Annotated in this window: 18 protein-coding genes and 1 pseudogene; 13 read left to right on the top strand and 6 right to left on the bottom strand. The window is 49.8% G+C overall.

Annotated features, from left to right (window positions below):
* The first annotated feature begins 163 nt into the window (after positions 1-163).
* Positions 164-1,288, top strand: coding sequence for a putative type IX sorting system protein PorV2 (locus G459_RS0106055; RefSeq protein ID WP_051315096.1), 1,125 nt, complete (start codon positions 164-166; stop codon positions 1,286-1,288).
* Entirely contained in the window at positions 1,285-6,309 is a 5,025-nt protein-coding gene (gene porU2 / locus G459_RS0106050; RefSeq protein ID WP_035455306.1) for a putative type IX secretion system sortase PorU2, read from the top strand. Before G459_RS0106055 ends, porU2 begins: the two co-directional genes overlap by 4 nt.
* Here porU2 and G459_RS0106045 read toward each other — a convergent pair.
* Positions 6,306-7,001 carry a VTT domain-containing protein gene (locus tag G459_RS0106045; RefSeq protein WP_035455305.1) on the bottom strand — a complete coding sequence of 232 codons (696 nt, stop codon included), beginning with the start codon at positions 6,999-7,001 and terminating at the stop codon, positions 6,306-6,308. The genes porU2 and G459_RS0106045 overlap by 4 nt on opposite strands.
* A gap of 309 nt (positions 7,002-7,310) precedes the next feature.
* Here G459_RS0106045 and G459_RS0106040 point away from each other — a divergent pair, with 309 nt between their 5' ends.
* The gene (locus tag G459_RS0106040) at positions 7,311-8,456 is read left to right on the top strand and encodes a cystathionine gamma-synthase (RefSeq protein WP_026966835.1); all 1,146 of its coding nucleotides are present in this window, start codon (positions 7,311-7,313) and stop codon (positions 8,454-8,456) included.
* 1 nt (position 8,457) lies between these two features.
* Here the strand turns inward: G459_RS0106040 and G459_RS0106035 are convergent, their stop codons facing one another.
* From G459_RS0106035 to G459_RS26955, 4 genes are read right to left on the bottom strand one after another with little or no spacing between them, the layout of a single operon-like run.
* Positions 8,458-9,291 (bottom strand): hypothetical protein, encoded by an 834-nt coding sequence (locus tag G459_RS0106035; RefSeq protein ID WP_026966834.1) that lies wholly within the window; start codon positions 9,289-9,291, stop codon positions 8,458-8,460.
* Positions 9,292-9,295: 4 nt separating this feature from the next.
* Positions 9,296-10,246 carry a Smr/MutS family protein gene (locus G459_RS0106030; protein ID WP_026966833.1) on the bottom strand — a complete coding sequence of 317 codons (951 nt, stop codon included), beginning with the start codon at positions 10,244-10,246 and terminating at the stop codon, positions 9,296-9,298.
* A complete protein-coding gene (locus G459_RS0106025) occupies positions 10,243-11,541 on the bottom strand; it encodes a cryptochrome/photolyase family protein (RefSeq protein WP_026966832.1) in 1,299 nt (432 codons plus the stop codon). The genes G459_RS0106030 and G459_RS0106025 overlap by 4 nt, the downstream gene beginning before the upstream one ends.
* Before the next feature lie 41 nt (positions 11,542-11,582).
* The gene (locus G459_RS26955; RefSeq protein WP_245588134.1) at positions 11,583-16,154 is read right to left on the bottom strand and encodes a translocation/assembly module TamB domain-containing protein; all 4,572 of its coding nucleotides are present in this window, start codon (positions 16,152-16,154) and stop codon (positions 11,583-11,585) included.
* A 29-nt stretch (positions 16,155-16,183) separates the two neighbouring features.
* Here G459_RS26955 and tsaD point away from each other — a divergent pair, with 29 nt between their 5' ends.
* The 10 genes from tsaD (at position 16,184) to G459_RS0105970 (ending at position 24,382) form a co-directional block, all read left to right on the top strand.
* Positions 16,184-17,197 (top strand): tRNA (adenosine(37)-N6)-threonylcarbamoyltransferase complex transferase subunit TsaD, encoded by a 1,014-nt coding sequence (gene tsaD, locus G459_RS0106015; protein WP_026966831.1) that lies wholly within the window; start codon positions 16,184-16,186, stop codon positions 17,195-17,197.
* Position 17,198: 1 nt separating this feature from the next.
* Positions 17,199-17,666, top strand: a complete 468-nt coding sequence (gene smpB / locus G459_RS0106010) for an SsrA-binding protein (protein WP_026966830.1) — start codon at positions 17,199-17,201, stop codon at positions 17,664-17,666.
* On the top strand, positions 17,629-18,426 hold the full coding sequence (locus tag G459_RS0106005) for a hypothetical protein (protein WP_157373285.1): 798 nt from the start codon (positions 17,629-17,631) through the stop codon (positions 18,424-18,426). Before smpB ends, G459_RS0106005 begins: the two co-directional genes overlap by 38 nt.
* 3 nt (positions 18,427-18,429) lie before the next feature.
* Positions 18,430-18,939 (top strand): HNH endonuclease, encoded by a 510-nt coding sequence (locus tag G459_RS0106000; protein WP_026966828.1) that lies wholly within the window; start codon positions 18,430-18,432, stop codon positions 18,937-18,939.
* Between the two features lie 213 nt (positions 18,940-19,152).
* Positions 19,153-19,953, top strand: coding sequence for a tetratricopeptide repeat protein (locus tag G459_RS28865; RefSeq protein ID WP_084454371.1), 801 nt, complete (start codon positions 19,153-19,155; stop codon positions 19,951-19,953).
* A gap of 134 nt (positions 19,954-20,087) precedes the next feature.
* Positions 20,088-20,336, top strand: coding sequence for a hypothetical protein (locus G459_RS0105990; protein WP_026966826.1), 249 nt, complete (start codon positions 20,088-20,090; stop codon positions 20,334-20,336).
* A 138-nt stretch (positions 20,337-20,474) separates the two neighbouring features.
* Positions 20,475-21,125 carry a hypothetical protein gene (locus G459_RS26945; protein ID WP_245588133.1) on the top strand — a complete coding sequence of 217 codons (651 nt, stop codon included), beginning with the start codon at positions 20,475-20,477 and terminating at the stop codon, positions 21,123-21,125.
* 140 nt (positions 21,126-21,265) lie between these two features.
* A complete protein-coding gene (locus G459_RS0105980; protein WP_026966825.1) occupies positions 21,266-22,015 on the top strand; it encodes a YoaK family protein in 750 nt (249 codons plus the stop codon).
* Positions 22,016-22,133: 118 nt separating this feature from the next.
* Positions 22,134-23,555 (top strand): carbohydrate porin, encoded by a 1,422-nt coding sequence (locus tag G459_RS0105975; RefSeq protein ID WP_026966824.1) that lies wholly within the window; start codon positions 22,134-22,136, stop codon positions 23,553-23,555.
* Positions 23,556-23,815: 260 nt separating this feature from the next.
* A complete protein-coding gene (locus G459_RS0105970) occupies positions 23,816-24,382 on the top strand; it encodes a hypothetical protein (protein ID WP_026966823.1) in 567 nt (188 codons plus the stop codon).
* 381 nt (positions 24,383-24,763) lie between these two features.
* On the opposite strand, the pseudogene G459_RS26940 reads toward G459_RS0105970, so the two are convergent.
* A pseudogene (locus tag G459_RS26940) lies at positions 24,764-25,312 on the bottom strand (DUF2911 domain-containing protein).
* Between the last annotated feature and the right edge of the window lie 32 nt (positions 25,313-25,344).

Raw genomic sequence — 25,344 nt, 5'->3', positions numbered from 1 at the left:
CATTTTTTTTTACCACCTTAGTTGAGAATCTGAAGACACCGTGAATATGTCCACCTTCGTGACATAAAAGTGTCCGATCATGTACATTTAAAAGAAAGCTGAGGGATTAAATGAAAAAGGTAGTCGGGTATTTTTAAAATTGGATTATTTTGTGGTTGTGAAAATGAACGTTACCAAGTTTTTATTTTTCCTTACTAGCTGCTGCCTCCTGATTTTTTGGGCGAATCCGACCTTTTCACAGAGTCTTGCACCCAAGTATTCCAATGAATTTTTGAGCATCGGAGTCGGTGCCCGGGCACTCGGTATGGGCGGAGCGCAGGTTGCAGCCGTCCGCGATGTGACAGCCGCTTATTGGAATCCAGCAGCACTCACCGGAATCCAGCACGAGTACGAGTTTTCTCTCATGCATGCGGAATATTTCGCCGGGATAGCCCAATATGACTACGTGGGCTTCAGCACTCCGCTCGGCAATCAAAATCAGATCGCAGCCTCCCTTATCAGGTTTGGCGTGGATGATATTCCTGACACGCGCTTCCTCTACGACGCCAACGGCGCGATCAATTACAACAATGTCCAGTTTTTCAATGCGGCGGATTACGCCTTGTTACTCAGCTTTGCACGGGATATCTCGGACAAGATCAAACTCGGGGCGAATGCCAAGGTCATCCACCGAAACGTCGGGAAGTTTGCCCAGGCTTGGGGTTTTGGGCTGGACGTGGGAGGGATGTACATTCAGAAAAAGATGACCATTGGACTCATGGTCCGTGATATCACCACTACCTATAACGCCTGGACGCATGACGCCGAGCTGGTGCGGGATATCTATTCCCAGACTAACAATGAGATCCCGCTAAACACCGTCGAAATCACCTTGCCAAAGGCCATTGCCAGCATCGCCTATGACTGGAAGATCGGCGAAAAGTTTGGGCTGTTGACTGCCGTGGATTTGGAGACGACCTTTGACGGCGCGAGGAATACGCTGATTTCAACTTCGGCTTTTAGCATTGATCCGAAGTTTGGATTGGAGCTGGGATTCAAAAACCTAGTGTATCTCCGTGGTGGCGTCAGCAATTTCCAGTACATCAAGGATTTCCAGGGCCAAAAATCGCTGAACTTCATGCCCGCCGCCGGACTGGGGGTGATCCTCAACGAGCGCTTTCAGTTGGACTATGCGCTCTCTGATCTGGGCGACGTGTCAGAGAGTCCTTATTCTCATATTTTTAGCGTGAAAGTCAGCCTCGAGAAGCTGGCGGCGGATTTTAGAAAATTTAATTCCTGGGAAAAATGAGCCTGAAAAAGAACCTGCTGAGCTTTTTGCTTCTGGCTTTCCTGATGTCCTCTGCCTCGGCCCAGATCCCGGTTTGGTATGACTATTCCCTCACTTACTACAAGATTCCGACCGCGCAGGATGGGATTCACCGGGTCTCAGCTGCGACGCTACAAGCCTCCGGCATCAATACAGCCAACACCGATCCCCGTATGATCCGGGTTTTTCACAGAGGAAAAGAAGTTGCCATTCACGTGGAAGGTGAGAATGACGGAAAAATTGACCCGCAGGATTACATCGATCTATATGGCATCCGAAATGATGCGGAGCTGGACAAGATGCTCTACACGAAGTTTGCCACGGTCCCTAATCCCTACTACAACACCCACTCTGATTCGACCGCGTTCTTTCTGACCGTGACTCCCGGTACACCGGGCAAGCGGATGAGCCAACGGCCCGCCCCAGCGGCCAATTTGCCTCAAGTTACTAGTTTCGAAACCGAGCAGCTGCAGGTGTTTTCAGACCAATATTCGCTCGGAGTGGACTACGCCCTGGGCTTTCGGCTGTCGGCCTACGACCAAGGTCAGGGCTGGATGGGCACTCAGATTACCAAAGGGGCAGCCCGGGACATCACTTTTTCCAATCTGGGTGGCGTTCTCAACTCGGGATCAGCCACGCTTGAGATCGGATTGGTCGGTCGGTCTGCCCACCCGCATTTGGCGGTGATCAGCGCCGGGCCCGCGACAGGAACTCAGCGACCGCTGACTCAGGCAAGTTTTAGCGGCTACGACTACCCGCAGCTTTCGCTGGATTTGCAGATGACGGATTTCAATTCCAATGGGACGCTGGTGGTGAAAGTCGTGCCTCAAGGAGCCCAGTCAGTTGATAACCTTTCGGTTGCTTATGCAAAGATCACCTTCCGCAAGCCGATTCAGGGGGGAGACTTTGCCGGTCGACTGATGAATTTTCCGGCAGGAAACCAACGGGCTGTGATCAGTCCAGCCCAGCAAAATTACGTCGCTGTCGACGTGTCAGATCTCTACAACGCCCAAAAAGTACTGGTGTCCAAAGCGGGAACTACGATCAACTTCACGGCTTCCGTGCCCTCGCAAGCCAGTAAAATCTGGATTCAACCGGACCAAAGCCTGATCCAGGTTGGCGCGATGCAGAAGGTCAGATTCCGCAACTACCTGGCCCAGCGGGCTAACTACATCCTGGTGGGCCATCGGGAACTGGAAAAGCCCAGCTCCAAGTATGCCAATCCGCTGAAGAAGTACGCAGAGCACCGCGCCTCAGCGGCAGGGGGTGGCTATGACACACTGACGCTGAGGATGGAGGAACTTTACGATCAGTTTTCCTATGGGGAACGGTCGCCTGTGGCGCTGTACCAATTTCTAAAGTCCTACTATCCTGTTCACAAGCCGACCCATATCTTGCTGGCGGCCCGATCCCTCGCGGTTTATTCCCAGGGAAGGCTCAACAATCAGACGGTTTATTACCGGAAAGCTCCGCAGGCGTTCTCTTTTCAGGATTTGGTTCCGGTAGGCGGATATCCTTTTTCGGACAACGTCTACACGCTGAATCTGGATCCTGCAAAGCCAAACAACCCCGCCATCGCGATCGGAAGGATCCCGGCAAAGACCTCCGAGCAGCTTGCCGGCTATCTTGACAAAGCCATCGAAAAGGACCAAGTTGGAGCAACCGAACCTTGGCAAAAGGAATTGATACACCTGAGCGGCGGTGTGTCAGAGTTTGAGTTGGAGCGATTCTACGCGTTTTTGAACGGAATGAAAGCAGTGGCCGAGGGGCCTTATCTCGGGGGCAATGTGACGACCTACCGGAAGCGATCCAATTCGGTGATTGAGGTGATCGATATTTCCGGCGACCTCAATGAGGGTCGGAGCATGCTGACATTCTTTGGGCATGGCTCGCCCACAATCATCGACATTGAGATTGGCTTTGTCTCGGATCCTACTTTGGGCTACGCAAACAAAGGCAAATACCCCATCATGCTGTTCAACGGTTGCGACTATGGTAGCGCTTTTACCACTCTCTACACCCAAGGGGAAGACTGGGTGATCACTCCTGAGAAAGGGGCGGTCACAGTCATGGCCAATACCTCGATCGGGGTAGACGTCTACCTCAAGCGCTATTCTGATTTGTTTTACAAATGGTCGTTTGCAGACAGCTCGATGATCTATAAGACAATCGGTGAAGTGAAGATGCGGTCCGAGGGGGAATTTGTAGACTTGTATGGGACCAGCCCTTTGAACTATTCCCACATGGAGCAGATGGTCATGCTCGGAGATCCCGGCGTCCGGATTTTTCCTGCGGACAAGCCGGACTACTCTTTGAAAGTAGAGGAAGCAAGTTTGGGGACTTTTGACGGCTCTCCGCTTTCGGCGATATCCGACAGCCTGAAGCTGAGCTTTGTGGTGAGAAATCTGGGGATCACCAATCCGGATTCTTTGGATTTCAAGATAGACCGAAAACTGCCGAACGGAACCATCGTCAGTTTTGATCCGGTACGGATTCCATCCATCTCAAAAGCAGACACGCTCGTATTTTCTGTCCCAAATTTTCTCGTGGATGCGGCCGGGGACAATCAGTTTACGATCTCAATCAACACGGAAAAGCTCGTGCCTGAACTGACTTTTGCAAACAATACCATCACCTATACGGCCTTCGTTCCTCTGAGCGGCACGATCAATTTATTTCCCTGGAACTTTGGAATCGTCAGTCAGAGAGACATCAAGCTGATCACCCAGGCACCGGGCAAGTTGACCGAAAGTAGGACGCTGATCATCCAGATGGACACGACGGTCAACTTCAATTCCGCCTTCAGAAAAGAAACCCGAGCCACGACGGCCGGCTTGGTGGAGTGGCCGGTCAGTCTCACCGCCGGCAATGACTCGACGACTTACTATTGGAGATCAAGATATGAAGAACCAAAAGTCGGGGAGACCGACGCCTGGACCAACTCAAGCTTTTCTTACCTGCCCAATTCCGGAAATGGCTGGACCCAGCGGGAAAATGACCAACTGGATCAAAGCGGACTCGAGAATCTCGAACTCGACGACTCCCGTACGTCCTGGCAATACATCCAGCAGAAAACCGGCTTTGAAGTCTTTACCGTCGGCGCTGGAGTAGATTCGCTAAACTTTCGCAATACCCAATTCTACTACGATCAGATCCCACAGATTATTGATAACGTCAACAATGCCAACAGCCGCCTGTGTCCAAATGGCTCCATCGGCTTGGTGGCGATCGACCAAAAGACTCTTTTGCCTTATCTCGCAGTGCCGGTTCCCGGATTTGATATCCTCGATTCGAGAGCCTGTGGGCGTGTGCCGCAGATGATCCAGAGCATTCAAAATGCCTGGATTACCACGCCGGGCAACACGATGCTGCAAGACTATGTAAGTGGTGTGAAGCCCGGCGACTACGTGATCATCTTCACGGTGGGAAGCGTGACATTTGACGCTTGGCCGGATCGGGCTTATCAGAATCTGAAGGAATTCGGAGCAAATGAAGCGACGCTCAGAGCCTTGAAGACCGGCGATCCTTACATCCTCTATGGTCGCAAAGGAATGCGGGCGGGCGATGCAATTGAGATCATCGGCAACCCGAATTTTGAAGTACCGGCGAATCAGCAGACGCTCAGCTTTGAGTCAGAGGTGGAGGGCTATTTCACCGATGGAGTCATACTGACGCCAAAAATCGGCCCGGCCTCGGCATGGGAGCGGTTTTTCCAAAATGTAAATGCCCGAAACTGGATCAACGAGGACGATTATACCCGCTTTGATATCCTCGGTGTGAAAGAAAACGGTGAAGAGCAGGTAGTGATCGGGAATGTGTCGGAGGCGGAGATCGACCTCTCAGCGATCAGTCCCGCAAGCTACCCGTACCTGAGGCTGCGATATGAGATGAATGATCCGAGTTCTACGAAACCGGCTCAACTTGACAGGTGGCAGGTGAACTTTGAAGGTGTGCCGGAAGGCGTGCTATTGGAGAAGAATCCAAGTCAACCGGTCAGATTGCAGGAAGGACAGAGCGGCAAGATTGACTTTATCTTCAAGAATGCGTCGGTCTACAATTTCCTGGACTCGATTCAGGTGGACTGGAAGATGACCAACCTGACCACCAAAAAGGTGGAAAATTTTATGATCAAACTCCCTGCCGTGAAGGCCGGAGAGCAGGCGGAATTCTCGGTCGAGTTCAACAGCATTGGCAGGGCGGGGCAGACCGAGTTGGAGGTTTTTGCCAATCCGAGGATCCAGCGGGAACAAACCTACCAGAATAATCTCATCGATCTTGGTGTCGCCTTCGACGTGGAGGGAGACAATTCCACTTCGCTGCTGGACGTCAACTTTGACGGGGTCTACATCATGGACGGTGACCTCGTATCTCCGAATGTGATGGTCACGGCTTTGCTCAAAAATGACCAGACGCTGCTCTACAAGACCGATACACTCGGGATGGAACTGTTTGTGAAGAAAAACTGCGAAGGTTGCCAGTTTGACCGCGTCAACTTCTCCAATCCAAATCTGACTTGGACGCCGGCCTCTGAAAACGAGAGCTTCCGGGTTTCCTTCATTCCCGGTCCTTTGGAAGATGGCTTGTACACCCTGAGAATTACCAACGAGGATTCGCCGCAGCCGTATGAGATCACCTTCGAAGTGGTCAACGAGTCCCAGATCACCAACTTCTATCCTTACCCGAATCCGTTCAGCACCTCCGTTCGGTTTGTATTCACGCTGACCGGAGCCGGGATCCCGGACGAGATCAAGATTCAGATCATGACCGTGACAGGGAAAGTTGTGCGCGAAATACTCCAAAATGAACTCGGACCGATCCGAATCGGCAATAACATCACTGACTATGCTTGGAATGGGCGGGATGAATTTGGAGATCAGCTGGCAAACGGCGTGTACATCTACCGGGTTTTGGTGCGGAAAAATGGCCAGTTCATGGAGCATCGGCCGACCGCTGGAGACAAGGGATTCACCAAAGGCTATGGCAAGATGTACCTGCTCCGCTAGGATTTTGCAATTTTCCAATATCTCGCCAAGCCCCAAAAACTGACTGTCAACAGGATCACCAGCACGACCCATTGGACAGGATCGTTCATTGACTTTTTTGCGTCTAGGAAGGAGTTTGCCAGCAAACCGGTGCCAAAGGCGATCAGCGTGCGGGGCAGCATTCCGGGAATTCCATACCGGATGACTTTGGTAAGGTCGATATCCAACGTTGCAAACAGAAAATTGGAGATGGCGAACGGTATCAAGGGGCTGATGCGGATGAAAAAGATCAACTCTCCGATGTTTCCGGCGCGTTTGTCCAGCTGATCCTTTAGTTCTGGATTTCTTTTCTGCAAGATGGGAAGAAAGTCGATGTTCAGCTTGCTGCCCAGATAGTAGCCAAGGAAGTTGGCAAGTACATAGGCGATCAATAAATCTGGAAGTCCCCACCAGCCAAAAAAATAGCCCATAGCAATCGAAGTGAGGGTGGTCGGCAGCAAGGCCAGTCCCATGAGGCAAGCGAGCGCAAGGGTGAAGAGTGTATGCTGTATTTTGTTTGTCAAGTTGATATCGTAGAGCCAATCGTACTCGCTGAGCAGGATAAGACTGCCGATTCCCGGCATGATGGTCACCCAAAGCCAAGCGATCAAAGCGGCCGGATGTGCCTTGAAGTACTCTCCGAATGTCTTGAAAATACTGGCCTTTTTTGTCATCTTTGGAAGGCTATCGTCCGGGATTTTGCTTAGCCTCGGCAAGTTTAGCATTCCTACTCGGATTTACCCCTTATCCGATCCGATTCACCGCAAAGTCCTGCCCAAAGAAACTAAACGCTGTTACTTTATGAAGTTGAGCATGTCGCGAACGTCACCCACTGGGAGGATTATCAACCTCGCGAGATTCCATGTGACCATAAAAAATAAATTATAAACAGATGAAATCGAGCATGGCATGGACGACACCCACCGGGATGGTTATCCATCATGCGGGATTCCATATAGCCACTAATAAATAACTATAACAATATGAAATTTGGTACAAAAGCCATCCATGCCGGAGTAAGTCCCGATCCGTCCACCGGTGCGATCATGACTCCGATTTTCCAGACCTCTACCTACGTCCAAAAATCCCCCGGAGACCACCTCGGGTATGAATACAGCCGAACTCACAATCCAACCCGCACAGCTCTCCAAAACAGCCTGGCGGCCTTGGAGAATGGGAAGCATGGCCTTTGCTTCTCTTCTGGATTGGGAGCGATTGACGCCGTCATTAAGCTCTTCAATCCCGGCGATGAGATCATCTCTACCAGCGATCTATACGGGGGAACGTACCGACTTTTCACCAAAGTCTTTGAGCGGTATGGCATCAAGTTCCACTTTGTATCCATGGCAGATCCGGCGGCTCTGGAGTCCTATGTCAACGCCAATACCAAGATGGTTTGGGTGGAGACACCAACCAATCCGATGATGAATATCATCGACTTGAAGGCGATGGCAGCTTTTTCCAAAAAACACGGCCTGCTCCTCGCAGTCGATAATACCTTTGCTTCGCCGTACCTCCAGAATCCGCTCGATCTGGGTGCTGACATCGTCATGCACTCCGTCACCAAGTACCTCGGCGGCCACTCCGATGTGGTGATGGGCGCGCTGGTTGTCAAGGACGACGAGCTTCACTCCAAGCTTGCTTTCCTACAGAATGCCTGCGGAGCAACTCCCGGACCTCAGGATTGCTTTTTGGTGCTGAGAGGAATCAAGACGCTGCACCTGCGCATGGAGCGGCATTGCCAAAACGGGAAGACCATCGCAGCCTACCTGCGCACCCACCCCAAGGTGGACAAGGTCTATTGGCCTGGTTTTGAGGATCATCCCAATCACCAGGTGGCCAAGGATCAAATGCGGGATTTTGGCGGGATGATTTCCTTTACCCTGATTGGTAACAGCCTTCAGGATGCCAAGAAAGTAATGGAAAGCTTTCACTTGTTTGCGCTTGCAGAGTCACTCGGCGGCGTGGAGTCGCTCTGTGGCCATCCGGCCTCGATGACTCACGCGTCAATTCCTCGGGAGGAGCGGGAAAAAGTAGGTCTCGTCGATTCGCTGATCAGACTGAGTGTGGGAGTAGAGGATGCGGAAGATCTGAAGAATGACCTGGCAAAGGCCCTGTCGAAAATCTGATTTAGACCAAGACCTTTTTGAGCAAGTCAAAGGCCTGTTTTTCGATCTCGGAAGACAGGCTTTTTTTCTCCTCTTTCAGCTCTTTGATCCATTCCATGTACTTTTTGGAGATGTGGTCCTTTTCTGCCAAAAATCCCGAAAGCGCCTGAAAGGCGAGGTGATTGGAGTACCAGGGTTTTAGATTCTCTTTGAGCTGGCCAATCTCCTCGTGGATCGCGGTGACAAAGATCGGGTTGAACCCCAGCTGGATCAGCAGGTTTTCCAACATGATGATCCTGCGGAGGCTTTCGAAGAGATCCCGAAAACCCTGGCTTTGTAGCGGCGCCTTGAGGTCGTGGTGGAGAAATTCAAGTTCTTCCTGCACGAGCTGGTTAATGGCGGTATTGATCACCAATGGCTTAATCCCCCGGCTGGACTGTTGGGCCTTTTGCTGGAAGTCATCCCAGCTTTTCAGCGAACTGCCGACTACCAGATCGAAGGCTTCCTTTTTTATTTCCTTCTTTTGCTCGAGCAGATATTCCGCAAAGCTACCGTAGCCATGCTCGACTTCTTCTTCTCTCGCCCTTAGGTTTCGCTCGACCAGCTTGAGATGATGGGTTTTGCGCAGCGCTTTTTTGAGCGCTTTGAATGGCAAAAAGAGATCGGAACCCTGATCTGGATCCTCGAAATGAACCTTGCCCATCAGATCGGTGAACACCTCCAAAAACTCGAGCTTTGCCCGTAGTTCGATTGCTTTCTTGGATTTTATTTGCTTTCCGAGCACCAAAAAAATGGATTTGGCGTCTTGGTGCTGCTGCTCAAAAATCTGGTAAACCGGAGAAGTCTTCGCTTGCATGGGGTTAGGAAATTCGTACCAAGGTGGCGCCATAGCCCCATTGATCCTTCTGAGTGTCCTGAAAGTACTTAATATTTTGGATTTGGCTCAGACGCTTATGAATTTCTTTTTTGAGGATTCCGTTGCCGAGACCATGGATGAAGGTGATCTCGTCCATACCCGAAGCGATGGCTTGATTGAGGTTGGTTTCGAAGGTTTCCAGCTGGATTCTCATCTTTTCGGAGTTGCTCAGCGTGTCCGGCGCGGGGTGCAGCTGCTCGATGTGGAGGTCGATAGAGCGGGCAGGTTTGGTGATCTTGATCGGCGCCGGCTTTGGGCTGATTTCCTGCAATTCCGTATTCAGGCTTCGGATGTCCAGTGCCTTGGTGGTCTGCTCCATGGCAAATAGGTACACGTTCTTTCCCAGTCTCGGCGCTTTGCTGAGATGCTTGAAAAACTGCGTGGCCTTCATCTTGAGCAGTCGCTCAAAGGGCAAGATGGCTTTTTCGAGATTGGTTTGAATTGGGATAAAGCGGAGGAGAAAAGAAGGCCATTCATCCATTTCTTTCATCAGCCGGTCGTCAAACTTTCTGCTCTCTCCGGAGGATAAAGTACCTGCGAAAAGCGTACGTTGATTGCTGCCGTGGACTTCGGAGGCGTGAACCAGATAGGCCTGATGCGTGTCGTTGATCAGGTAGAGGCTCAGGCTTTGGTCGTTGATGGGCAGGAAAGCCAGATAGAGGCCTTGATCTTTTGGAGCCGAGATCGGAAGGGCAACCTCAGGTTCTTTGGCCACATTGGCATTTTCTCCGAAATAGCTCTTCTCAGCCTCCGCGATAATGACCACCTCAGACTTCATCGCCGGTATGATAAAACCGTCTTCGATCTCCACTTCGATCCGGCCACCGGAGGACACTTTTCTCACGATTCCCTCTTCTCTTCCGTGCAGTAATCTTACTTTGTCTCCAATGTTCATTGTTCCAGCGCTTTTTTGTAGGTGCTCAGTGCTCTTGCCCTTGCAAATGTATAATCAACAATGGGTTTTGGGTACATATTTGTTCCGAATTCAGGAATCCATTTTTTGATGTACTCCAGATTTGGGTCAAATTTCGCTGTTTGAGTCTCTGGATTGAAGATTCGGAAGTACGGCTGGGCGTCCGTGCCGGTGCCTGCTGCCCATTGCCAGCCGCCATTGTTTGATGCCAGCTCAAAGTCCAGCAACTTCGCCGCAAAATATGCCTCGCCCCATCTCCAGTCGACGAGCAGGAATTTGGTGAGAAAGGATGCCGTGATCATCCTCACCCGATTGTGAATGTAGCCGGTCTCGTTGAGTTCCCGCATTCCTGCATCCACGATCGGGAAACCGGTCTTGCCCTCGCACCAGGCTTGAAACTCGGCGGGGTCATTCCTCCAAACGATTTGGTCGTAGGCAGGCTTGAAGGCCTGATCGACTACCTGCGGGTGAAAGGCCAGGATCATCGCGTAAAACTCCCGCCAGATCAACTCCTTCAGAAAGGTTTCATTGCGTTCGGCCGCGACATTGGCCAGTTTCCGGATAGAGATGGTCCCAAAGCGCAAGTGAATTCCCAGTCGGCTGGTTCCTTTTTTCGCGGGAAAATCCCGAGTTTGATCGTAATGGCTGATCAGATCTTCGTCGGTGAACTTGGGAGGGATTTGCACGGATGATGGCTTAAAGCCCATCTCTTCCAGGGAGATGAATGGTAAAGCCTTAGACGCAAGAAGGTTTTTCCAGTTGGGGGACTCGAGTTCCAGGATAGCTGTTTGGCGGAATTTTTCCAGCCAGACACGGGAAAACGGAGTGAAGACTTTATAGAACTCGCCGGAGCCGTTCAGGATTTCTCCCGGCTCAAAGATGAGCTGATCTTTGAAGCTCAGGAAAACCGTTTCCTTTTCCTTCAAGATGGCTTCTATCTTCCCGTCACGGTCTTTTGCATAGGGCTCGTAGTCCCGGTTGGTGTAGACGGCCTGCAGGTCATATGCCGCCGAAAGGGCGGAGAAAACCTCCTCCGGTGTTCCGTATCTGACCAACAACGAACTGCCTTTTTGTTCCAGTTGAGACTTTATTTCAGCGAGTTGGGAATGGATAAACGTCACTCTGGGATCGCTTTTCTCCTCGAGTCTGTCCAGGATATTTCTGTCAAAGATGAACAGCGGAAGGACATTTTTCTCTTGCTGCAGGGCATAGTAAAGTCCAGAATTGTCTTCCAGTCTCAGGTCTCTCCGAAACCAAAACAAGGTGATTTTTTCCATGAGATCTTTAAGAGTATAAAGTTCTTTCGCCCGGAGTTTGTTTAACGATTTTCCTTGGGGCGGATGAAATCGTCAGGATCCGGCAGAGGAGGAGACTTTCTCGGGGGCAGGTTTTGGAGATCCAGCGGTTTCCAGTTTTCGTTCCGCTGATACTCTTCCCTCAGGAAATCATCCGTATCTGAGATATTGATGGCTTTGTCTTTCTTGCCGGTAATCTTTTTGAATAGCTCCGAAAATGAGTTGAAAGAGACGTTTTGAGTCACGGAAGCGCCGTAGGTCAGGACGTTTTGCGTGAGCGAAAGAGAGGTAAACGTGTTGTAGTTATTGCGGTTGAAGATCCGCAGGCGATAGACGCCGTCTTCGGTCAGCATGTATTCCGCCTGCCAGTCTCCGATGATCGAGGCCGCGCTTGTATTTCCCTGATTGTCAGTGAATCCGCCGTCTCTGGATACGCGAAGTCGACCGTCCAAGAATGTATAAGCAACGCTCAACTGGAAGTTTTCCAGGGTGTTTTCATCCAGGGAAGCCAAGTCGATATTGATCTCCAGATTCTTGTCCACCTGCGCCAGGAAGCTGTTCAGCTGCGAGGAAAGCAGGTTTCCCAGACTTGAGGAGATCGTCGAAACCCCGGAAAACTGTCCTTCCGGCGAGAAGTTTCGGGTCATGATCACCGAGAAAACCTGCCGGTTCATCTCCTGTTCGTCTGCCGCAACCCGGCTTTGGAAGGCGGATATAGTCGTCTGCACATCTCCGCTTGAGGGGAATTCAGAGAAGTCAAAGCTGAACTTAATATCCGGCGAAAGTAATTCACCCTGCAAGTCCATCAGCACTTTGAGCGGGTATCTCCGGCGCATCTGGCTGTTTTCCGAGGCAGAGGTGGAGGCTAGCAGCGGCTGGAGCGAGATGTTCTCTTCATATGCGGCCTTGAGGTTCATCACGCCCTGATAGGGATCTCCAAACCAGGTGATTCTTCCTCCCGGATCAATGACAAACTTCCTTTTCACCACATTGTACAGGGAGAAATTATACTGCCCCTGGGTGATCTCATAATTGCCGGTGAGGCTGAAATTGCCCTGCGTGTCGATGCCGAGCGTGAGCACGCCCCGTCCTCTGGCTTCCAGGCTTTCTTCCGTCTTTGGATCGATGATGATCTCTGCAAATGCATCAGGAGTGATGTCGAGGATGAAATTCATCCGCACATTTTCGATGTCGAGGCGGTTGATTTCCTCGGCAAGCTCCTTGATCCTGACGGTGTCCTGGACGTTGATGATCTGGATGAATGCCTCTTGGTACTGCGTGTTACTGCTGGTCAGGGGGATGGCGATGCGCGTGTTGGGCTGAGTGGTGACCCGGGCGTTGAGATCCAGATTTTTGGTGCTGCCCTTGATGGACAGATTGCCTGTGGCAAAGGCCGTTCCGTAGAAGATTTCATTGTCCTTCGACGTGGTGTTCATCACCTGGAAGTTGCTCAGCGTGGAGTTGATATCCAGGTAGATGTTTTGAAATCCCCTGTGGTTGATTCCCCCGGCAAAGGTCGCCCGGTTGCCATTGACATCCCGAAAGATCAAGTCCCGAAAGCTGATCTGTGTCGGCTGAAAGAGGATGCTGCCGTCTACCCGATAGTTGGTGTTGAGATAGTTGATGTGGATTTTTCCGTCGTCGATCCGTCCGCTTCCCAGCACCTCCGGGGCATCCATTGTGCCTCGGGCCTGCAGGTTTCCGCTGATTGTCCCGTCCATATTGCTGACGTATTTGGAGAGAAATGGCTCGAAGATCACCAGATTGGCCTCAGTCATTTTGGCCTCCAGATCGAGGGTTCGATATGCCAGTTCGATTGTACCGTCGACGTCGATCTTGTTCACCCCGTTGACTTCGTTGTCCAGCTTGACGATCAGTTCATTGTCCTTGAGATTGGCTGAGGCCGCGATGTTTCCGATCGGGAATTGGTTGATTTCCGTGTCGTCGATGAAGAGATTGCCTTCGATGAGAGGTTTTTCAAAGAGATTTTTCAGCTGAAAAGCACCATTGGCCGTACCCAAAAACTCCTGTGCCGTGATGGTGTTGAGGAAATCAATGCCCACGTCATGGAACGTCAGGTCAAGAACTTCCTCCGGGTTTCGACTGATCTTCCCGTCCACTCCCAGGAGTTGCTTGTCGTGGAGGATGCTCACCTTGTCAAAGGTGATCTCTCCCTGGGAAATCAGGATCTGGTTTTCGGGATCAAAATTCCAGTCCTTGCTCAGCACGCGGAGGAGCGAAGGTTTGAAATGAACCTTGGTGCCCGAAGAAGAAAAGGTGGTCTCGGCATCGATTCTGGCCCGGCTTTGGGTCGAGTCCTGATCCAGGCTGAGCTGTAGATCGAGATTCTTCTGATCCCAAATCGCCTCCAAACCGAGGTTTTTGAAGCCGAGACTGTTTCCGAGTTTTTGCTCTTTGGAATAGACATAGAACGAAGCCAAGATGTCCTCGCTATTGATGATCTTGGAGGTGTTGAAGTCAATGTTGGTCCCAAAGACGGAGTTGCCTTGGTAGGAAAGCGTGTCGATACTCGTGAAAAAGTTGAATACCGTATTCTCCGGTGTTTGATAAAATGCCCCTTCCAGGATGGTGTTTTTGGAGATCGAAAGGTCAGGCTGAAACAATTGGATAATCGGGTTCAGATTCTGCAGCCGGACATTTAAATCCAAATTATAAGTCTCTGAGAAGTTCCTCTCGAGATCGGCGATGGGTTGCACTTCATTGAGAATGATGGACAGATATTGACTGCCCAGCATATTCAGGTCGGCGAGCATTTGCTCGAGTTCAAACTGCCCCGAGGCAGCAGCGACCACGTAGTCGGAATTGATCGACAGCGTGCGGGTACCTCCTGCAAAGAGCGACTGGAAAAAGAAATCTCCGACATCCAAGAAGCGATCCTGATAGCCAACCTTGATGTCGCTAAACCGGGCAATTCCCTGGATATCGTCCAGATTGATGCCCTTGGTGTCGATGTCCAGCTTGCCCGCCAGGAAAGTCGGCGGCTCCGCCAGGTTGATCTTGTCCAGGAAAAGCGAGTCCACCTGCACGACCATTCGGACAGAGTCCACAGACTCTTCCAGGTTGAGGTAGCCTCTCGCCTGCAATTTCACATTGGGGTCATCGATCGCCAGGTTTCCTTTGAAAAGGTTCAGACCGTAGGCAGCATCGGTCGTGATGTTGGTGTAGGTGTAATTATTTATGCCCAGTTTGGAGATCTTGGCATCGAGGTCTACGACGGCATTTTTTACAGAGCTGCCTTTGAAATTCACCCGGCCGTCCAGACTGAGTTTCTGGAGCAGTTCCCTGTTTTCTCCCAAAATCCCCATGTCGAGATTCTCCAGCCGTACCCTAGATACGACCGAGGGGACGTCGTTGACCATGTCAAAGTTGACTCGGCCTTCCAGATTTCCGATGCTGGTTTTGAACTTTCCCGTGGTGGTGAAGCGGCTCACCAATCCTGCAAAATCAGCATCCATGCGGATGAGATTGAACTTGTTGATCTGCTTTTCGATCTCAGGCGTCAGGTAAGGAGCCAGGTCCCGGGCAGAGACGACGGAGTTTTTCAGGGAAAGGTTGAGATAGGTGGTTTCGATATCTGGCAGTCCATCCAGCTCAAATGATCCGAAAAGAGCGGTCTTTTCCCCAAGCCGAATCAAGAACTCATCGGACTTCAAATCCGAGATCGGACCGCTTACCTCACCGCTGAGGTAGATCTCGTCTTCAAACTCAGGAAGTGCAGGGGCGAAGCGACGAAGGTCCAGCAGGTCAATCTTGGTTTCGTCCATCCGTGCTGTCAGCTTCACCTGATGCAGGAAGTCCGCGAATCCCTCCGGCCCAATCCGATCCAGACGGATGTAGTTTTTGATGTGACTTTTGTTGGTTTTGAGATTGAGGCGGTCAAGCTCGATGAAGTCCGGGGAGTAGGAGAACACTGTTTTTAGCTCCTGGATTTTCAAATCGGTCTTGGTGTCCACACCAGCGAGCATCTGGATATTCATGCCGATTTCGGACCCTTCGACCCGGAAGTCGCCCGCAGTTCCCGATATCTCATGCAGCGAAATCCGGTTGAAATCGAAACCTGTTTCGATCGGTTCGGCGTTGTAGTTGTGCAGTGAAAAGGCGGCCTGCCGGAGATCAATGTCGGTGATGTAGAATTTGGTCTTGGTCGTGCTGGTATCGGTCGTGCTGAAAAGCGCATTCAGCTCTTTGATCCAGATGTTGATGTTCATCGAGGAGTCGCCCTCGTGGGTGAGGATATTGACCTCAGCTTGCTCAAGCCTCACCGCATCGATCGTGGGATCTGCGGGTGGAATCAGCGCCAACAGTGAAAAATCCGCGTAGAGCAGGTCGGCTCCCAGCATCAGACTGTCTCTGTGATCGTGTACCGATACGTTGTGGAGCTCCATCGAGTCCCACCATGTCAGCTTAATGTTTCCGATGTCGGTCTTGAAGCGGGAATTTTCGTTAAGGTATCCGGTGAATTTGTCGAGCATCCAGTTTTGCACCGGGGTGATTTGCAGTCCCAAGACGATCAAGATCAAAAAAAGGAGAGACCCGAACACCGTCCAAAGGATCACCCGGAAAGCTTTGTACAAAAAATCCGTAACTTTCGAGTTCTTTTCCAATGGGTACCAAAGATATTTCTATACTAGCAATCGAATCCTCGTGCGACGAGACTTCTGCCTCCATTATAGTTAATGGCAAAGTACTCAATAATATTGTGGCCACACAATCCGTCCACGAAAAATATGGGGGCGTGGTTCCCGAATTGGCCTCCCGCGCTCATCAAGAAAACCTCATTCCTGTAGTCCAGGAGGCGATTTTGAGTTCTGGGGTTTCCAAAGATCAACTCTCGGCGGTGGCCTTTACACGGGGTCCGGGACTGATGGGATCGCTGCTTGTCGGAGTGAGTTTTGCCAAAGCCTTTGCCCGCTCGCTGGAGATCCCGCTGATCGATGTGAACCACATGCAGGCGCATATCTTGGCGCACTTCATCGAGGATCCACGGCCGGCTTTTCCCTTCATCTGTCTTACGGTAAGCGGGGGACATACGCAGTTGGTCTTGGTGAAAAGCCACCTGGAGATGGAAGTGATCGGCGAGACGCAGGATGATGCGGTAGGAGAGGCTTTTGACAAGACTGCCAAGCTGCTCGGCTTGCCGTATCCCGGTGGCCCTTTGGTCGATAAGTATGCGAAGGAGGGGAACCCGAAAGCTTTCAAATTTCCGGTGACACGCATGCCCGGTTTGAATTATTCTTTCTCCGGTATCAAGACTGCCGTTCTTTACTTTCTCCGGGATCAACTCCAGACGAATCCCGATTTCATCACAGAAAATCTGCGGGACCTTTGCGCCAGCATCCAATACACGCTCGTCGAGATGCTGCTGATCAAGCTGAAGGAAGCTGTGAAGCAGTACGGTGTGACAGAGATTGCCATTGCCGGTGGAGTCTCCGCCAACTCAGGTTTGCGGAATACCCTGGCCGAACTGGCCCGTAGAAAAGGCTGGAACCTCTACGTGCCAAAATTCGAATACTGCACTGACAACGCTGCCATGATCGCCATGGCGGCACATTACAAATACCTCAAGGGTGAATTTGTCGGACTCGACGTCACTCCCCTGGCCAAAATGAAACTCTGATATGTCCAAGCCCAACCGCTTCGAAAAGATCGTCAACATCAAGAATAAGAAAGCAAGCTTTGAGTTTGAGTTCATCGACACCTATGTGTGTGGGCTGCTGCTGACTGGCACGGAGATCAAGTCGATCCGCGAGAGCAAGGTTTCGCTGACGGAGGCGTTTTGCATCTTTATGGAAGGGGAGCTGTACATCCGTCAGATGCATATCTCGCCCTACAGCATGGCGGCCAGCTACAACCACGTGGCGGTGCGGGATCGCAAGCTGCTTTTGAAGAAAAAAGAATTAGAAAAGCTCGAAACTAAGTCGGCCGAAAAAGGTCTGGCAATCATTCCGGTTCGTATATTTATCAACGACCGCGGTCTGGCGAAGATCGAAATTGCACTGGCCCGCGGCAAGAAGACACACGATAAACGTCAGGACCTGAAGGAAAAAGATGCAAAAAGAGAGCTCCAGCGAATGGCCTTTGATTGATGCTTTTGGGATCTGTCGACAGACGATCCTGCCCGTGTACCGCCAACCCACCTTTGACTCCGCGCTGGTCACGCAGCTGCTTTTTGGGGAGTGCTATCAGATCAACGGACTGACCTCCGACCGCCAATGGTTTCGGATTTTCCATGAAGACACCGGCATGGGAGGCTGGGTCTGGGCCACACTGATCAAAGAGATCACCGGTGACGAATACCACAAGTTCCTCAACCGCGACTTTCAGGTCGTGACCAGCCCGATCGCCGCAATCGAATACCTCGGAGCCAGCCTGTATCTCCTTCCCGGCAGCCGTCTCCACTTCTCCGAACTCGAACTCTTCAACTGGCAGGATCATGTCGGCTTTACGGGAACTTCCCGCCCCCACGTGGTCAAAGCCGAGCGGGAGGAATTGGTCGAGATCGGACTTCGCTTCCTCAATGCGCCGTTCCAGGCGGGAGGGAGAAGCATCTTCGGTTTGGACGAGGAGCATGGCTTTGCGCTGATCTTTGCGATAGCGGGTTATTCTTGGATTTCGGGAAAAATTCCCGGCAAAAGTGTGGAGCCCGAGGCCGCACTTCCGGGCGATTTGTTTATTTTCAGGGACTTGGAAAAACAAAAGTCCCACTTCGGTTTGTTTTTAGGTTCGGAGGAGATCCTCTGCCTGGATCACCGCATGAAGGTCTCCGATCTGGATGAGTGGGAGGATTTTTTGAGAAACAATACCGGGGATCAGGTAAGCATGGACACCCGGGCTATCGTTACATAAACTATGGAAAAGCGTGTTTTGGTGCTGAACTTAGATCATTCTCCGGTGGCCGTGGTGCCGGTGCACAAGGCTATTGTGCTCTGTCTGTTGGAAAAAGCCAACGTCCTCACCACCTACGACCTGCTCTTCATCCGGACGGTCAGCCGTAGCTTTGAATACCCCGCGGTGATCCGCTTGGCGCATTATAAGTCCATCCCTTTTCGAGGCGTTTTACTCAATCGGGCCAATCTGTTTAGGCGGGATAAGGGCGAGTGCCAGTATTGCGGGAGCAAAAGACATCTGACCATCGACCACATCGTGCCCAAGTCCAAAGGTGGCAAGACCAACTGGACGAATCTGATCACCGCCTGCAACCGCTGCAACGTGAACAAAGGTGATAAGACTCCCGAACAAGCGGGACTGATCCTCCGATCCGAACCCTTCAAGCCTTCGCTTTCTTACTTTTTGGCGGAATACGCCGAGCGTCAGGCCGAGGAATGGCTGCCATTTTTGCCAAGTCGGGTGATTGGCTGAGGGATTCGGGGATTGGAAAATTTTAAGAACTTGTCCGCCGTGGCGGATTGAAAAATTGGGATTTCAGGTGTTCTAGGACGAGTGTAAAAATTACCTTCGATAATAAAAAGAGAGTAAAAAAATGAAAATTTTACCCTCGTTCGTTTTTCAAGAGTAAATCTCACGCTCGTTTCAAGTCAGAATATTCCGACATCCTGTCCAACTCTAACAAAAATGTACGGCGTTCACTGGGGAGTTTCGACGAAATTATTAATTTGGTCTTGGGGCAAGTCACGAACTCTCGGACAAATAATGGAGAGACGAAATAGGGGGATGGGGAAGTTTAGTGAATACAGATGTTGCGATGATTTTGAATACGAAAAACACAAAATGAAAAAAGTGACTCTGATGATCACCTTTATTGCTGCAGTTTTCTCTGCGTGTAGTGGTCAGGGCAAAGTTGAAAAGCTTGGTCAACAAGGGGTTCAACTGTTTGAACAAGGAGACATACAAGGAGCTCTTTCAAAATTTGAAGAAATTATAAAGGTTGATGATAAAATTGCTGAAGCCCATTTAAGAAAGGGTGATTGCTTAGATCTTCTTGGAGACGTTCGAGGCAGCCTGGACAGCTATTCTAAAGCAATTGAGCTTGAGCCCAAAAACAAGATTGCAATTTATAACAGAGCACTATCCTACGAGAAACTTGGTGATTTTGAAGATGCTATATCGGACTATCGAAAAGCGATTGAAGTTGATCTGACCAATAACTCGGAGTTAGATAACAAACTCATTTACCATAACCTTGGCATTTTATATGGGCAACAGGACCAACTTCAACACGCAATAGATGCGTTTTCAAACGCAATTGAGATAGACTCAGAATATGCAGATGCATATCATAACAAAGGATTTGCCTACCAACTCCAAGGCAATCACATCAAAGCGATCGAAAATTTTGATAAGGCTTTAGAATTAGATCCGACAAACAGAGATTACAAGGCTTCAAAGGACAGATCTTTAAAAATGAAAAGTTAAAAAATACCCCAAGAAGGCTAGCTTATGGTTGGAAAAAGCCGAATTCAAGGTTCTCGACTTTTATCAAAATCCGCCTCGGGAAAGGAAAGTGCATTACTCGTAGTATTTATCGCAAACACATCAAAACCAATAAAATGAAAGAAAAGGAATTGTCAGAATTAACAGACCAAGAGCTGTTAGACGAAGCAAAGAAGATGAAGTCTACGGCCCTACTCAATGCGGTCTTGATTGGAGTAATGATTGGCGTCGTCATTTACAGTGCCGTGAAGAACAGCTGGGGATTTCTTACCCTGATTCCTCTGTTTATCGCTTATAAATTGTTTAATGGTTCCAAAAAAGACAAAGCATTGGAGCAGCTGTTGAAGGAACGGAATTTGAAATAAATTCCGGATCGGTTAGTCTTTGGACGAAATCCGATGTTTAGGACTTTAAACAATCCTTTCAAAGATTCAGTCAATTGTAATAGAAGCGGCCGGCGAATACGACTCTGCAACAGCGATATCTAACTGATTTTTAGCCAGATGATTATACAGCTAATTAAGAAGTATGCGGTTTTGATATGCATGGTTACGTCCCTGATATTAATTGTAGTAGCAGCGTTGGCCTATCCAGGGGGCTCATTGTTTGACAATAATTCTATCGGGTTTGACTGGTCAAAAAACTTCCTGAGCAATTTGTTTGAAGCAAAAGCCATAAATGGCTCAGAAAACCCCGGCCGGATTTGGGCAGTGATTGGGATGGCATTCCACTCGGCGGGCTATGGGATTTTTTTTATCAATATGTCAAAAAAGATCACTTCAAGACAATGGGCGAATGTTTTGAAATTTATAGGCGCCGCCAACATACTATTGATCTTCTTGATCGCCACTCCCTTGCATGACGTGGGAGTGATATCGATCGTCCTGACGTTGCTTGGTTTATTTACTGTGACTGTATTTGTCCTAAAGACCAAACTTCATCTACTTAAAGTCTGCTGTATTATGTGCCTTCTGACTTTTTACTGTTTCTTTTTCCTATTTGGTTTTGGTTACCTGGATTGGGCGATCATTATGCAGAAGGTATACAACGCAAGTTCGATACTGTTGCTCTTAGCCCTAGAGTATCTTACCAGATATGAAGACTTTTTACAGAAAGACTCGGGAGGACAAACAATAGAAGCAGCGAAGCCCTGACAAAATGTTTATGCTAGCCCGGGGCTGATGTCTGGATTTTGATTTAATTGTGTTTAGCTAACGGACGAAGGCTTGTCGCTGCCTCGAGGCGGGGGAGAACTTTCTTCAGAAGTGAAGGCTGTTGAATTAATCGTGGGACAATGTTCAGGCATCAGGGTAAAAGCAGGACACACAAGCATAATCTCCGTATCGCAACAGTCCTGTCTTTTGTGGCTGGAATCGTGAATGTTACCGGTTTTCTGTCGTTTAGAGAATTGACCACCAACGTGACCGGACACTTTGCTTTTTTTGTCAAGGATGTAGCAGAGTTTGAGGTTTGGAAAGGCGCAGTCTACCTGCTCTATATCTTTTGCTTTTTGCTGGGTTCTTTTACTTCAAGTTTTTTGATTGAGAAGTTTCGGGAAAGCAAAAGATTGAATGTTTTTGTGCTGCCGACAGGCATCGAAAGCTTGATCTTGATACTAGTTCCGGTTTTAGGTAACCTCTTCCCGACAGAAAACTCCTACCTCATCGTTTGCGCACTGCTTTTTGCGATGGGACTTCAAAACTCCTTTGTTACCAAGATTTCGAACGCCGTGGTACGAACGACACACCTGACGGGTCTGTTCACGGATTTGGGCATCGAGATTTCCCAGCTGTTTTTCCCAAAAAACCATCCCGACCAAGCCAAAATCAGGTCCACCATCCGGCTTAGGGTTTTTATAATCTCGTTTTTCTTTTTGGGCGGCCTGCTTGGTGGATATTGCTTTTCCAGACTCGGGCTCGGCCTGGACACCCTGTTGATCGGAGCAGCGATTTTGGTCTTAAGTCTTTTTTATGATGACCTGAGATTTCGGCTTATTAAAAGCCATAGACGGTACAAACAGGGCAAAGCTGCTTTTGAAAATTAGGCAATCAGAGTTTCCCAGATTAATTCGATGCTTTCTTGAAGTTTTCGGTTGAGCCACAGGAGGTTGCTATTGAGAGTTGTTGCCATATCAACTACATTTAGTGATACCCCAGCCCAAGATGACACGACTTTTAAGTATCTGCCTGTTTTTACTGGCTTTTCAACTCCTGAATTCCCATTCGCAAGCCCAAATCGCCTATCAGCATGCGACCTACAAGAATTTTTACATTGGCACCTACGGCAGGATTGGAGCCGACTGGTCCTTTGTCAACGAAGGTTCGATTGGCCGACGGCTCAACCTCAACAACATGGGCAGTATCGGCGGCAGGATGGAGGAGCAGGACTATCTGGAGCTGGCCACTGGGATCGACTTTTCTCCTCTGATCAAAGGCGACAGTATGAATGTGACCGTCAACACCCGCTTTGCAGTCTGGTCCAACAGCCTGTCGCTCTTTGGCAACAGCACCACGACCAGCACGGGTGGCCTTACGCTAGCCATCCCTGAACTCTATGTGGAGGTGACCGGCGTCGGCAAGCGGGATCGCGTGAATCTGTGGGTAGGCAGTCGGCTCTATCGGGGCGCTGATGTCCACATCGCGGATCATTTTTACTTCAACGACCATTCCGGTCAGGGCTTTGGAGTGGAGTTGAAAAGCACCCGGTTTGCCGCCATCTTCGTCAGCTCCACGGACACCTCCTCCACAGTGCCTCCTTACTTTTATCTGAACATCAAAACAGGAACCCCCGCCTTGGCACTCCGTCAGCGTACCGTGCTGGTGCTGGAGCAGGACAAGGTGCTCTCAGAGAGCTCTAAGCTCACCTTCTTGGCAGAGTATCACCGAATGGGAAATCCGGATGTCACGGATACACTTCCCGACTTGGCCTATCCCGGAGACCACGGCTATGTGCTGGGAGCACGGCTCAACACCATCCTGCCAAAGTTGCCGATGGGTTCGTTCAATGATGTCAGCATCCGGTATGGGCGCGGTATCGCCAATGGCGGGGACGGCGGAGTGTCGCGTACTTGGCTGACGTTTGGTGCGCCGGATTTGGTGGATCAGAGTTTCAGCAAAGCCTACAGTTGGTCGCTGGTGGATCACATCCTGCTGAATCTGTCTGAGCGGTTTTCCCTCAACGGCTATGTGATCTACAATCGCAGCAAGGGTGCCGCCGCATCCGACGATATGGCGGGGACCTTCTTCGGGAAAGAAGTGTTCAACAAGAAGGAAGACCTCACCCTCGGGACCCGTGGTACTTGGTACATCAGCGATAATTTTCACCTGCTGTCAGAGCTGAATTACTCCCAACGGCGCGACGGCGAGCAACCCATGTATGCGATGGGTAAATTTTCCCTGGCTCCCACGCTCTCTGTCTCCGGAGAGCGGAGTGTCTGGGCGCGTCCGCATCTTCGGTTTGTCTTCAGTGCGGCACGTTATAACGACAACGCCAGCGAACAACTCTACAGCCCTTACCTTCAATTCGTCGGAGCCGAACGATGGGGCTACTACATGGGAGTGAAGGCGGAATGGTGGATTTTTTAGTGTTGTAAAAAATCTAAACTGAAGCGAAAATACGCACTACGAGGGACTATGGTGGATTTTTAATTTATGACGCTTCAGTACAATGGATAATTTTACACAACTAACTCAATATCAGGTTTCTGTGAGTTTGAAATGGTGTGTGAATCCAGTATCTTAGAGTATCGCTCAGGCAGAATCGATACAAGGATTCTTCGTCCTCAGTTGATGGGTACTTTTTGCCTTTTCTATAGTTTAATCTTCAACCGTAAACCATCAAAACAATGAAAACTCTATTTCTAGCACCGCTTTCCCTCCTTGCGTTTTGTTCTGTTCTTTTTTTATCAAGCTGCGATAAAGATGATAAGGTAAAGATCTGCCACAAAGGCAAAATTATTTTGGTTGACTTTGAATCTGTGCCGGACCATCAGGGACATGGAGATGCCGTTGATAAGGACAACGACGGCTATTTCGATCGAGACAATGCCTGCGGCGAAGTTGATTGTGATGACACAAATCCAGACGCTAATCCTGGTGCCAATAACTGCGGAGATCCTTGTAGTATTACCGACTTTGAACTTCTTAATGCAACGTGTACCGATCCTAATCCGACCTACGATTTACAGCTTCGTATCACTTATGAAAACGCCCCAGCGGCCGGAACACTTGACGTTTCAATAGATGGCGCAGTTACCTCTTTCCCAATTGGCACCTCTCCTCAAATAGTTAATGTGTTTGGCTTACCTCCAACAGGAGTAGGTGTGGATGTATCCGCCAGCTTCTCAGCCGATCCTGCATGTCAATTGGCTGTAGCTGATCTATATGAAGCTCCGGATTGCGGAATACTTTAAAGATACTTGATACAGCTTAAAACCTGACTGGCGCAAGTCTTACTTATCCTGTGATAAGGGGTTCGCGTCAGTCAGTTGTTTTGTGACCCCTCGAAGGTTCCCATCTCCTGACATAGAGGGGCGAGCGAACAATACTGTTGAACTCATATTAAGAATGGGCAAACAAACAGTCTTCCCTACCTGTTCATCCATTTAGCCCGGAGCTAAAGCCTGCCAACGGCTCGTTTTGAAGCTATCCAGAAATATTTTTTTAAGTTTTCATTAAACAAAGACACCTTATTGAAACTGGTTTCAATAAGGTGTCTTTATGTATCTTAATATTAGAAGTTTAGAAGGAGGTTCTACCAGCTGTTTTTGACTAGTAGACCTTTTTTGAAAACATTATTGTGCGATTATCGGAACATTAAATCTCACATCTGACCATTCGAAAACCACATTGATGCCGCCATCTGCCTCGACCATGGAGATGGTGTACTGCTCAACTGGAGAATTGGTAGTTTCAACCGGCACCTTGGTGCGCAAGACATCCAGACTAGTGTTAGGCTCGAAAGCACCCTACTGCCCAAGTTCAGAATTCAGGACAATCTCAAATTCCCCGGCATTGGGAATGGCATACATTCGATAGGTGCCAGCAGTGACAGGCTGCCCATTGAATAAGAAGTCTTTATTTACGGTGATTTCGGTTGACTCATTTGCACCCAGACGCCAGTACATGCCAAAGGGTTGTAAAGCCTTCTCCTCTGCGGTACCAAATATCAAGCGCCCGCGTACCGAGGGTCTGCTATACGGGATAGACACCGTCAGCCCGTTGGCTGTTAACTCAGCGGTGCCTGAAGGACTGAGGCTGCGATTGCGGTAATTGAGGTAAACGAAGGCGATTCCGAGCAGGACAACGAAAGCCACCACTCCGATGATAATTTTCTTTTTCATATTCTTATTGTTTGTTTTTTCCTACGCGATTG

The organism is Algoriphagus terrigena DSM 22685 (assembly GCF_000429445.1).
GTDB classification, from domain to species: Bacteria; Bacteroidota; Bacteroidia; order Cytophagales; family Cyclobacteriaceae; genus Algoriphagus; species Algoriphagus terrigena.
Note: the sequence above shows the minus strand (reverse complement) of the source record. Positions and strands in the feature narration are given on the sequence as shown.